This is a genomic window from candidate division WOR-3 bacterium, from assembly GCA_039803925.1.
Classification (GTDB): domain Bacteria; phylum Hydrothermota; class Hydrothermia; order Hydrothermales; family JAJRUZ01; genus JBCNVI01.
The window spans coordinates 67,092-79,120 of sequence record JBDRZL010000006.1; the positions used below are offsets into that span (position 1 = coordinate 67,092).

The 12,029-nt window shown below is 33.0% G+C and carries 12 protein-coding genes; 3 read left to right on the top strand and 9 right to left on the bottom strand.

All coding sequences use genetic code 11. The annotated features are described in order from the left end of the window. Positions 1 to 21: 21 nt before the first annotated feature. Genes ABIN17_04235 through ABIN17_04275 form a run of 9 tightly spaced genes read right to left on the bottom strand, consistent with a single transcriptional unit; the run spans position 22 to position 8,911 of the window. A complete protein-coding gene (locus tag ABIN17_04235) occupies positions 22 to 369 on the bottom strand; it encodes a hydrogenase maturation nickel metallochaperone HypA (GenBank protein MEO0284267.1) in 348 nt (115 codons plus the stop codon). Then, positions 369 to 2,036 (bottom strand): formate--tetrahydrofolate ligase, encoded by a 1,668-nt coding sequence (locus tag ABIN17_04240; protein MEO0284268.1) that lies wholly within the window; start codon positions 2,034 to 2,036, stop codon positions 369 to 371. The genes ABIN17_04235 and ABIN17_04240 overlap by 1 nt, the downstream gene beginning before the upstream one ends. Before the next feature lie 20 nt (positions 2,037 to 2,056). Beyond that, positions 2,057 to 2,554 (bottom strand): hydrogenase maturation protease, encoded by a 498-nt coding sequence (locus tag ABIN17_04245; protein ID MEO0284269.1) that lies wholly within the window; start codon positions 2,552 to 2,554, stop codon positions 2,057 to 2,059. After that, on the bottom strand, positions 2,532 to 3,995 hold the full coding sequence (locus ABIN17_04250; protein ID MEO0284270.1) for a Ni/Fe hydrogenase subunit alpha: 1,464 nt from the start codon (positions 3,993 to 3,995) through the stop codon (positions 2,532 to 2,534). Before ABIN17_04250 ends, ABIN17_04245 begins: the two co-directional genes overlap by 23 nt. A gap of 2 nt (positions 3,996 to 3,997) precedes the next feature. Further along, positions 3,998 to 4,984: an oxidoreductase gene (locus ABIN17_04255; protein ID MEO0284271.1), complete on the bottom strand. Its 987-nt coding sequence runs from the start codon at positions 4,982 to 4,984 to the stop codon at positions 3,998 to 4,000. Next, complete coding sequence (locus ABIN17_04260) at positions 4,981 to 5,439, bottom strand: hydrogenase iron-sulfur subunit (GenBank protein MEO0284272.1); 459 nt, start codon at positions 5,437 to 5,439, stop codon at positions 4,981 to 4,983. The genes ABIN17_04255 and ABIN17_04260 overlap by 4 nt, the downstream gene beginning before the upstream one ends. 13 nt (positions 5,440 to 5,452) lie before the next feature. After that, the gene (locus ABIN17_04265) at positions 5,453 to 7,444 is read right to left on the bottom strand and encodes a CoB--CoM heterodisulfide reductase iron-sulfur subunit A family protein (protein MEO0284273.1); all 1,992 of its coding nucleotides are present in this window, start codon (positions 7,442 to 7,444) and stop codon (positions 5,453 to 5,455) included. Positions 7,445 to 7,458: 14 nt separating this feature from the next. After that, positions 7,459 to 8,343, bottom strand: a complete 885-nt coding sequence (locus tag ABIN17_04270) for a CoB--CoM heterodisulfide reductase iron-sulfur subunit B family protein (GenBank protein MEO0284274.1) — start codon at positions 8,341 to 8,343, stop codon at positions 7,459 to 7,461. Position 8,344: 1 nt separating this feature from the next. After that, positions 8,345 to 8,911 carry a 4Fe-4S dicluster domain-containing protein gene (locus tag ABIN17_04275; protein ID MEO0284275.1) on the bottom strand — a complete coding sequence of 189 codons (567 nt, stop codon included), beginning with the start codon at positions 8,909 to 8,911 and terminating at the stop codon, positions 8,345 to 8,347. 135 nt (positions 8,912 to 9,046) lie between these two features. On the opposite strand from ABIN17_04275, the gene ABIN17_04280 reads away from it, so the two are divergent. From ABIN17_04280 to ABIN17_04290, 3 genes are all read left to right on the top strand, one after another. After that, positions 9,047 to 10,120 carry an alanine--glyoxylate aminotransferase family protein gene (locus ABIN17_04280; GenBank protein MEO0284276.1) on the top strand — a complete coding sequence of 358 codons (1,074 nt, stop codon included), beginning with the start codon at positions 9,047 to 9,049 and terminating at the stop codon, positions 10,118 to 10,120. Beyond that, positions 10,117 to 11,496: a class II fumarate hydratase gene (locus ABIN17_04285; protein ID MEO0284277.1), complete on the top strand. Its 1,380-nt coding sequence runs from the start codon at positions 10,117 to 10,119 to the stop codon at positions 11,494 to 11,496. Before ABIN17_04280 ends, ABIN17_04285 begins: the two co-directional genes overlap by 4 nt. A gap of 187 nt (positions 11,497 to 11,683) precedes the next feature. Further along, positions 11,684 to 11,848: a hypothetical protein gene (locus ABIN17_04290; protein ID MEO0284278.1), complete on the top strand. Its 165-nt coding sequence runs from the start codon at positions 11,684 to 11,686 to the stop codon at positions 11,846 to 11,848. Positions 11,849 to 12,029 lie beyond the last annotated feature (181 nt).

Here is a 12,029-nt window from a genome sequence, read left to right on the forward strand (position 1 = left end):
AATTTTATATTAAATTTTCTTTTAAAAATTTTCAATAACTAAACTTTTTATAAAAATTTTATCGCCTTTAATTATTTCTCCGCCAAAGTTTTCGCAAAAAGGGCATAAAAAGGGAAAAGAAAGAGCATTAAAAATTTTTCCGCATTTTAAACATTTAATTTCAGGTTCTATTATGTTAATTTTTAATTCTGTTTCTTTAAATTCAGTTTCTTTTTTTAATATTTCAAAGGCTTCTTCAAAAAGGAAAGGTTCTGCTCCTGAAAGTTTTCCAAAATCAAGTTCTACTTTAAGGATTTTTTTTGCCTTTTTCTCCTTTTTCTGTTCTCTAAGTATTTCAATAAGATTATTTGCTAAAGAGTATTCGTGCATTAAAATATTCCTGTTATTTCTCCATTTTCGTCAATATCAATATTAATTGCAGCTGGTTCTTTGGGTAATCCAGGCATTTCAAGTATGTCACCACAGAGGGGAACTATGAATTTTGCTCCTGATTTAATTCTTACATCATCTATTCTAAGTTCAAAATTTTTAGGCCATCCCCTTAATTTTGAATTATCTGAGATTGAATACTGAGTTTTTGCCATACAGATATAAAAATCATTGAAATTAAGTGTTTCGCAAAGTTCTATTTTCTTTAAGGCATTTTCTGAATATTTAACTGCGTTTGCTCCATAAACCTCTTTTGATATTTTTTCAATTTTTTCTTTTATTCCTGATTTTATATCATAAAGTCTTTTAAAGCTATTTTTTTCATTTTCAATAACTTCAATAATTTTACTTGCTAATTCTTTACTACCTTCTCCCCCTTTTAAAAATCCTTCACATATAGAAAAGGGAATTTTTTCCTCACTTAATAGCTTTTCAAGTATTTTTATTTCTCTTTCAGTATCAAAAGGAAACCTGTTTATAGCTACCACTGTAGGGGTGCCGAATACATTTTTAAGTATGTTTATATGTGCTTTTAAATTTTCAAAACCTTTTATCAGGGCATCTTCATTTTCTTCTTTCAACAGTTCTTTTTTGAGCCCCCCGTGATATTTCAATGCTCTTATTGAAGCTACAAGAACTGCACAATCTACTTTTGTATCAAGTTCCCTTGTTACAATGTTTATGAATTTTTCAGCACCAAGGTCAGAACCAAATCCTGCTTCGATAACTGCGTATTCGGAAAGTTTTAATGCTAAATCTATTGCTAAAACTGAACATGTGCCATGAGCTATATTTCCAAAAGGTCCTGTGTGTATTATTGCAGGTGTATTTTCACTTGTTTGAACAAGGTTAGGTTTTAAAGCATCTTTTAGAAGTGCAGCCATAGCGCCCTGGGCTTTTAAGTTTTTTGCAAAAACCGGTTCTTTTTTATAGGTAAATCCTAAAAGAATGTTTGAAATTCTTTCTTTAAGTTCAGTATAGTTTTTGGAAAGTCCAAGTATTGCCATTATTTCAGAAGCAGGTGTGATTACAAATCCATCTTCCCTTAAAGGTCCATTTTTCAAAGGGCTTAATCCCACTATCACTTTTCTTAAAGCTCTATCATTCATATCAATGGTTCTTGGCCATAATATATCATTGGGGTTTATGCCAAGGGGATTTCCATGGAAAATTGAAGCATCTAACATGGCAGAAAGCAAATTATGGGCTGAACTTACTGCATGAAAATCTCCTGTAAAGTGAAGGTTTATTTCTTCCATAGGTAAAACTTGGGAATAACCACCTCCTGTGGCTCCACCTTTTATTCCAAAAACAGGTCCAAGGGAGGGTTCCCTTAAACAAACAATGGAACTTTTTCCCAGTTTCCAGAAAGCCATGGAAAGGGAAATAGAAACAGTTGTTTTGCCTTCACCAAATGGTGTGGGAGTAATTGCGGAAACAAGGATTAGTTTTCCCTTTCTTACTTTGGTTTTAAAGTATTCTGGTTCAATTTTAGCTTTATATTTCCCATAAGGATATATATAATTTTCGTTTATTCCAATTTTTTCAGCAATTTCTTTTATATCAAAAAGTTTTATAGATTTAGCAATTTCAATATCAGATTTCAATTTCCCCTCCTTTTTAAAAATTATTTTAAAAAATCCCTTATTAATTTTTCAATTTTTGTGATAATTTCAGGTATTTTTTCTTTTAAGTTTTCAGATAGTTCTGGTTTTATTGTGTATGGGTCTTCAACAGAAATTCCTATGATAAGCAATTCTTTAGGAAAAGGAATTTTTAATTTTTTTGCAATTTTAGAAATTTCAGGTAATCCTATGTAATGATTACTTTTTATTTGTTTTGAATCAAAATCTTTTTCTTTGAAAATGTATATTTCTCCTATGTCTTTTTTTCCGGTGAAAATACTGTCAATTATTACTGCCTTTTCATAAGGCGAAAGAAAATCAAGTAAAGAAAGCCCCATTTCTTCAGTGGATATAATATCAGCAAGATTGAAAAATTTTTTTTCTAAAAATTTGGTTAAATATATTCCAATTCCGTCGTCGCCTCTTATTGTATTACCGAGACCAAGAATTAAATACTTTTTCCTTAAATCTTTTTTTTCAAAAGTTTTTAATCTTATCAATTATGTTGCCCCTTTTATCTCTTATATTTATAAGGAGGGGTATATTTCCTGGTAGAGAATGGGTTCCGCAGGCATGACATGGGTCATAAGCTCTAAATGCCATTTCAATCATATTTAATATTCCTTCATCATATTTTCCATTTTTTATAAGACCTTTTGCTGCTTTTTCTACAGACATTGCAATTCGTGCTGCATTGTTTTGGGTAGCAACAATTAGGTTTGCTTTTGTTATAAATCCTTTTTCATCAGTCTCATAGTGGTGTATTAGTGTTCCCCTTGGTGCTTCAACAACACCAATACCAACTGAAGGGATTTCTTTACTTATGTTTCTTATATTATCAGATGTAATTTCAGGATCCTTTGCCAGTTCAAGAAATCTCTCAGCAGCATAAATCATTTCAATTACTCTTGCCCAGTGATTTGCAAGTGTATGGTGAACAGGTTTAACGCCAAGTGTTTTATAAAATTCTTCATAAGCCTCTTGAGCTTTTGGTGTTGCCATTCCCTCTGAAGCGTTTAACCTTGCAAGAGGTGCTACAGAATAAACACCTGAATCCTTTCCATCAATAAATCCTTTCCATCCTACTTTTTTAAGGAAAGGAAACTTTATGTAAGTCCAGTTTTCAACATGTTCTGCTATATGATCTTTGTAATCCCTTACATCAAATAGAGCAAATTCTTTTCCTTCAGGGTCTATAACTCTTATTTTTCCATCGTAAAAATTGACCTTTTTGTTATTATCAACAAGACCCATATAATAGGTTTTGTGGGTATAGGTATCAGATTTAATAAGTTCCACATATTCTTTGTTTGATAAAACTATATCTTTGAAAACTTTTAAAGTAAAGAGAGCAAATTCAACTCCTTTTTCTGCAACCTTTACAAAGTTTTTCCTTTCCTCCTCTTTTAATCCTCTTGTTACACCACCTGGAACTCCCCATGCAGGATGAATAACTTTACCTGCAAGAAGTGTCATAAGTTCTCTTATTTCCCTTCTCATTGAAATTACTTTTTTACCTATTTCAAGACCTACTTTCTGAATTACTCCAAGGACATTTCTTTCTTCTTTTTTTGCTTTTGGACCAACAATGAAGTCAGGTCCTCCAAGAATATAAACATGGAGTGCATGGTCTTCAAGCATAAACATATTGTAGAGCATTTCTCTTAATTTTTTTGCAGGTGAAGGTGGTTCCACTTTATAAAGGTCATCGAGAGCTTTTGTGCTTGCCATGTGATGTGCAGTTGGACATACGCCACAGATTCTTGGTGTTATAATTGGCATATCTTCTGCTGGTTTACCTTTAACAAAAATTTCAAATCCTCTTAATTCTGGAACAACAAAATAAGCTTTTTCCACATTTCCATTTTCATCAAGAAAAATTTCTATTTTCCCGTGCCCTTCAAGTCTTGTAATTGGGTCTATTGTTATTCTATGTTCCATTTTTACCCTCCATTTTTCTTATTTTTTGTTTCAAAAATTAAAGATTTAGGTAAAGAATATTTATAAACTATTCCAAGGGGATTTGGCATCCATTCATTTATTATATTTTCAATTTCCCCTTCATCCTTTGAATCAATTAAAGATGCTAAAAAAGAAAGAGCTTTGGCACCGTAGTCTTCGATTCCGTCGAGAGGTCCAAAACAACCTGTGCAAGGATAACTTGCTTTTACACATAGAGCTTCACATCCACCCCTTGTTACAGGTCCAAGACAGGCAAAGCCCTGTATTAGTAAGCACTTATCTTTTTCTGGTTGATTTTTATCAATTCTTTTAAATTCCTTTAAGGTAATTTTTTCTGGTTTTGTATCATTTAAAGGACATTCATTACATAGTGCTTTGCTACTTGCACCCAAAACACTTCCCTTTGGTGGTAAATTACCTGAAAATAAAGTAAAAATAGAGTTTTTAACAACATTTCTTGTGGGGGCGCATCCAGGAATATAATAGTCTACATCTATAACCTGGTCAAGGGCATAAACTCTCTCATAGAATTCAGGAATTTCAAAAGAAAGGTTTTTCTCTATGTATTGTGGTGTTGGTTTTTTGTCCTCTGGATTAAAAACAGTTATACCTTCTTTATAATAGTAATTCATTATTTCTTCTTTGGAATAAGAGTTAGCAAGTCCTGGTATGCCACCAGTATATGCACAGGAGCCAAAAGCTATAACAATTTTTGATTTTTTTCTTAAAAGTTTTACCATTTCTTCCTGTTCAGAAGTTCTTACAGCTCCATTTATAAAAGATACAAGAATTTCTCCGTCTTTTAGATTTTCTACATCTTTTCTTTTAAAATCCATTGCTACTGGCCAGAATACAATTTCTGCTTTTTCTACTACCTGTAAAATGTCCTCAGCAAGGTCTACTACTGCTTCCTCACATCCTCCACAGGAAGCGCACCAGTAAAGAGCAATTTTAGGTTTTTTACTCATTTTTTACCCCCTTTTGTAGAAGTTAATACTTTTTTAAAGGCATCATCATTACTTATAGGTCCTAATTTTTTAATTTCTTCAACAAATTCTTTAACAACCCTTTGTAATTTTTCTCCTTCTGATGCTGAAATCCATTCAAGTCTTAGTCTTTTTTCATTAATTCCCATTTCCTTTAAAATTCTCTTGAGAAACTTATATCTCCTTAATGTTTTATAGTTACCTTCAATATAGTGACAATCACCAGGATGACATCCTCCAATTAGAACTCCATCTGCACCGTTTCTAAATGCCCACAAAATAAACTGAGGGTCAATTCTTCCAGAACACATTGTTCTTACAATTCTTAAGTTTGCAGGATAATCCATTCTTGAGACACCAGCTAAATCTGCTGCAAGGTAAGTACACCAATTACAAAATATTCCAAGTAATTTTGGTTCAAAATTATTATCTTTCATTTAATCCCTCCTTTTAAACTAAAGCACCTTCAATTTCAGCGTAAATTTGTTCATCGAGGAATAATCTTTGCTGTGCTGCCTTAGATGGGCAGGCAGCAACACAAACTCCACATCCCTTACAGAGTGCTTCGTTTATCTGAGCAACTTTCTTTTCTTCATTGAAAGAAATGGCAGAATAGGGGCAAAGACCAATGCATATATGGCAGCCTGAACATTTTTCTTCATTAATAAAAGCTGTATTGGGTTCAAGGGAAATTTCGGATTTATCAATGAGAGCAAGAGCTTCTGCTGCAGCTGCTTCTGCTTGAGCTACTGTATCTGGAATATCTTTTGGACCCTGACATGCACCTGCAATAAAAACTCCATCTGTAAATGTGGAAACAGGAGCAAGTTTTGGGTGTCTTTCAAGAAACCATCCTTCTTTTGAACAGGAAATATTTAAGAGTTTCCTTACTTCATCGGCATCAGGTTGAGGGGTGAGACCAACTGAGAGAATAACCATATCTACTGGTATTCTCCTTACAACACCGATAAGGGTATCCTCCACTCTTATTATTAATTTACCTTCTTCTTCAGGTGTAATTGCCCAATCAGTAACTTCGGCAACTTTACCTCTTATAAAATGGACTCCTTCTTCCATCAATTTAAGATAAAACTCCTCATACCCTTTTCCAGGTGTCCTCATATCAATATAAAAGTTATAGACCTCAGCACCTGTTCTTTCTTTTATAAGGTGGGCAAGTTTAAGTGAATACATACAGCATACTCTTGAACACCATATGTTATAGTTTTTATCCCTTGAACCAACACAGTGAACAATTCCAACGGATTTTGGTGTTCTTCCATCCCTTAAAATAATTTCGCCTCCTGTGGGTCCAGAGGAGTTTACGAGTCTTTCTACCTCAAGTGAAGTATAAACATTTGGATATCTCCCGTATCCATACTGGGGAATTTGTGAAGGGTCAAAAATTTTAAATCCTGTTGAAACTATTATAGCTCCTACTTCAACTTCAATTATCTCCTCTCTCATATTAAAGTCTATTGCTCCCCTCTCACAGGCTTCCTGACAGGTTTTTTTGCATTTTCCTGATAAAAACTGAATACATGTAGCAGGATCTATTATAGCAGCAAGAGGAACAGCCTGGGGGAAAGGAATGTAAATTGGTTTTCTTTTTGAAAGACCTTCATCAAATTCATTTGGAAATTTTCCTTCTTTATAAACGCAATTTTTTATACACTCGTAACATCCAACACATTTTTCAATATCAACATATCTTGGTTTTTTTCTAATTTTTACTTTAAAGTTACCAACATAACCATCTACACTTTCTACTTCTGAGTAGGTAAAAAGTTCAATGTTTGGGTGGTCTTTAACAGCAGTCATTTTGGGTGTTAAAATACAGGAAGCACAGTCAAGGGTTGGGAAAGTTTTATCAAATTTTGCCATATGACCACCTATTGATGGTTCCCTCTCAACAAGATAGACTTTTTTCCCAGCATCTGCAATTGTTAAAGCAGCAGTAATTCCTGCTATACCACCACCAATAATAAGGACATTTGGATTTATTTTTTCTTTCGTCTTTTCAAGTGCTTCGTGAAAAACAACTCTGTAAACAGCTGCTTTTACCATGGCTTTGGCTTTTTCTGTTGCTTCTTGTGAGTCCTTTGTTACCCAGGATACATGCTCCCTTATGTTTGCCATCTGGAAATAAAAGGGGTTAAGTCCTGCCTCCTCAATTGCTTTCCTGAAGGTGTGTTCATGAAGATGGGGAGAGCAGGAGGCTACAACAATTCTATTTAATTTCAGTTCCTTTATATCTTTCTTTATTAAATCCTGTCCAGGATCAGAACACATATATTTATAATCTCTTGCTACTACAACATTTGGTAAATTCTGTGCATGCTTTACTACTTCTTCTATCTTAACTTTCCCTGCTATATTTGTTCCACAATGGCATATATAAACCCCTATTCTTATTTCACCATTATGTTTTACGCTATTCATTATTTTTCCTCCTTTTAAACTGCTGCTTTTTGATATAAAATTTCAGGGTAAATAATATGATGATTAAATCCAAGTTCTTTTTCTTCAATACCTAAAGCAACACCAAGAAGTTGTGTAAAGTAAATAACGGGTATAGAGAGTTTATCCTTAAACATTTTTTCCATTCTATCTTGATAAACTTCAAGATTGAACTGACATAAGGGACAAACTGTGACAATTAAATGGGCACCTTTTCTTTTTGCTTCTCTTAATATAAGGTAAGAAAGACGGAGTCCAACTTCTTCTATTGTTCCTGAAAGGGATCCTCCGCAACATTTAGTTTTTAAAGCACTTTCAACAGTTTCAGCACCAGTTGCCTCAACAATCCTATCAAGATTTACAGGATAGCGGGGGTTATCAAAATCTGTAAAGGGTCTTGTGAGAAGACATCCATAATAAGAAAATACTCTGATTCCTGCGAGTGTCCTTTTGATCTTTGATTTTATTTTATCAATTCCCACCTCGTTTATTAAAATATCAAGAGGATGTCTCACTTTTACTTTTCCTTCGTATAATTCGTTGATGTTTGCTTTTTTTACTGCTTCACAAACTTTTTCTCTTATATCAGGGTATTCCTTAATAAAATGCAGTGTTTTGTTTAACACCATATAACATGCTGAACATGGTGCTATGATGTCCCTATCTTCTTTTTCAGCTATTGAAAGATTTCTTACAGCCATTTTAAAAGATGCAAGCTCATCAATTGACATGTATGTAGTAGCGCCACAGCAATTCCAGTCTGGAAGTTCAGGCATTTCTATTTCAAGATATTTAAAAACAGCGAGAAGTGACTTTTCATAAGATTTTCCTGTCCCCTTTAATGAGCAGCCAGGATAATAAAAATATTTTTTATCATTCATTTTAAGCCTCCTTCAAAAGTTTTTTGAGGGTTTTTTTATCCTTTATTTTTTCTTCTTTGAAACTCAATCTTCCTTTATTTAAAAGTTTTAAACCAAAAAGAGAATTTTTAAAGATTTTTAAAAGTGATGTTTTTAACCATAAATTCATAACAAGCCTTGCTTCAGATTGTCTTCCATTTTTTGAGACCATATCATAGAAGGTTTTTGCTAAAACCGGAATCTGGAATTTCTTAGGATACTTTCCTTCTTTTATAGCCATTCTTTTAAGGGCATACATTATGTATGTGATCTTAATGTTCTGAGGACATTCCACCTGACAGGAATAGCAAGAAGCACATAACCATATTGTCTTTGATGAAAGAACCTCATCTTTGAATCCTTCTCTTACCATCGCAATTATTCTTCTTGGTGGGTAATCCATATAAATTGAAAGGGGACATGTTCCAGAACATGTTCCACACTGTATACATTCTAAAATGCCTTCACCACCTGGAGAATTTATAACTTCTTTTGTAAAATCCCTGTTAAGTTCACTTTCATACTTAATTGTTCTTTTAAATTTTTCCATATTTTAATTTTGCTTTAACTGGAATTGAACCTTTTTACTAAAATGCAAATTCTGTTCCACCTATTTTTTTATTAAAAGAGTGTTTTTTTAGGACATTTTTTTGAGACATGAGACAAATTTTATTTATAATTTTTTATGGAAAGAAAAAAACTTTTTATTCCTGGTCCAACTGAAGTCAGGGAGGAGGTGCTTGAGGCGCAGAGAAAGTGGATGATAGGGCACAGGGAAAAGGATTTTTCTATACTTTATGAAAGAGTTATAGAAAAATTAAGAAAGGTTCTTGAGACAAAAAATTTTGTTACAATTTTTACCTCCTCTGCAACTGGTGTTATGGAAGGTTCAATCAGGAATTTAGTTAAAAGGAGTCTTCTTTCAACTGTTTGTGGTGCCTTTTCGCAAAGGTGGATGGATATAGCAAAAAGATGTGGAAAAGAGGTAGATGTAATTGAGGTGGATTGGGGAAAGGCAATAAAACCTTTTATGGTTGAAAGGGAATTAAAAAATAAAAAGTATGAGGCAATTCTTATTACTCATAATGAGACCTCTACAGGGGTTACAAATCCTTTAAAAGAAATCTGTGAAGTTGTGAGGAATGTGTCACCTGATACATTGATTTTAGTGGATGCTGTTAGTTCTCTTGCTGGTATAGAAATTCCAATTGATGAACTTGGGCTTGATGTTATTTTTGCAAGTGTTCAAAAGTGTTTTGCACTGCCTCCTGGTTTAACTGTTACTGTTGTAAGTGAAAGAGCACTTGAAAAATCAAAAGAGATAAATGATAGAGGTTATTATTTTGATTTTCTTGAAATGAAAAAGTATTATGATGAAAGGAAACAGACTCCTGCAACTCCAGCAATTTCCCTTCTTTTTGCTTTTGATTATCAACTTGATAAAATGTTAAAAGAGGGAATGAAAGAGAGGTTCTTAAGACATTTAAAAATGGCTGAAAGGGTTAGAAATTGGGTCAAGGAAAGGGGATTTGAAATATTCCCTGAGAAGGGTTATGAGAGTAATACAGTTACTGTAATAAAAAATAACAAAAATGTTGATGTTCCCTCAATGATTGAGAAATTAAAGGAAAGGGGATTTAAGATTGCAAACGGATATGGAAAACTTAAAAATATAACTTTTAGAATAGGTCATATGGGTGATTTAACTTTAGAAGAAATTGATGAACTTTTAAAAAATATGGATGAGGTTTTAAAGTGAAGAATTATAGAATAGAAAAGGATAGTTTAGGTGAAGTTAAAGTTCCTTTTGATAAATATTACGGTGCCCATACACAGAGAGCTTTAGAAAATTTTTCTGTTTCTGAATTTAATTTTTCCTTTGAGTTTATAAAGGCATTATCTCTTATTAAGATATGTGCTGCTGAGGTTAATTATGAACTTGGAAATTTAGAAGAGAGTTTATATAAATCAATAGTTAAGGCAGGAGAGGAAATTTATGAAGGAAAACTAAAGGATAATTTTCCCCTTGATATATTTCAGACTGGTTCTGGAACAAGCACAAATATGAATATAAATGAAGTAATTGCTGGAAGGGTTAATGAGATTCTGACAGGAAAAAGGGGTGGAAAAAATCCCTGTCATCCGAATGATCATGTTAATATGGGGCAATCTTCAAATGATGTTATTCCATCAGCAATGCAGATTGCTTCAAGAATTTTGCTTGATGATTTAGTTTATGAAATTAAAAATTTTATAAAAATTTTAAAATTAAAGGAAAGGGAATTTAAAAAGGTTATAAAGATAGGAAGGACCCATTTGCAGGATGCTGTTCCAATGACCCTTAGACAGGAATTTTCAGGTTATCGTTCTCAGATAGAGAGTAATCTTAGAAGAATTAAGAGAGTTTTTAAAAATCTTGAGCAATTGCCCCTTGGAGGAACAGCAATAGGAACAGGGATTAATTCTCATCCTGAATTTGGGAAGAGAATATGTAGAAAAATATCAGAAAGAACGGGAATAAAATTTAAGGAGGCAAAAAACAAATTTGAGTATATAGCAGGAAGAGATTGTATGGTGGAGTTAATGGGTGCTTTGAATACACTTGCAGTAAGTTTAATGAAGATTTCAAATGATATAAGACTTCTTTCAAGTGGTCCTATGACAGGTTTTAATGAGATAGAGCTTCCTGCTCTTCAGGCTGGTAGTTCAATAATGCCTGGAAAAGTAAATCCTGTTATTCCTGAAATGATGATTCAGGTATGTGCTTTTATTCATGGTGCTTACAATTCTGTTGTAATAGGTGCAGAGACTGGTCCTCTTGAACTCAATATGATGATGCCTCTTATTGCTTTTCTATCAATAAATTCTATAAAGATTTTGAAAAATGCTATTAGGATTTTTGGAGAAAAATGCATAAAAGGAATAAAGGCAAATGAGGATGTTTGTAAAAGGTATGCAGAGATGAGTTTTGCTTTAATAACACCTCTTGCAAAAAGGATAGGTTATGATAAGGCTTCTTATATTGTTATGAAAGCAAAGAAAGAAAGAAAAACCTTAAAGGAGGTTTTGAAGGAAGAAAAAATTCTTGATGAAAAGGAAATTGAAGAGATATTAAATCCCTTTAAAATGATTTAAAGATGATTTATAATAATCTTACGGAAACAGTAGGCGCAGGTTTTAACTGCGGAATAAAATCTCCAGGTTTTACAATAAATTATGGTAATAAATGTTAAAAAAATTTAAAAAAATTTAAAAAATGGTAGGCGCAGGCTTTAGCCTGCGAAATCTTGCTTTTTTTTGGAAAGTTGAGGGTGGGGGAGGTATGAGGAAGGATGGAAATAATATTTTAAAAATATTGGTATTTGCGCAACCTAAAGGTTGCGGCTACCCGTTTAACACTTTGGATTTAATATTTTTTGTAGGTGCAGGCTTTAGCCTGCGAAATATAACGCACCCTGAAGGGTGCGGCTACCAAATGATTAAATAAAATTATGGGCATAATGGACCTTAGCCTGCAAAACACAACCTTGTAAGTTATTGTATTTTTAAACCTTTCTCTCACATAAATATAATTTTTTCTTTAATTTTCTTCTTATCATCTTTAACCACAAGGAAGTAAACACCTTTTGTTTTCACTTCTATATTAAATTCGTATATTCCCCTTTCAA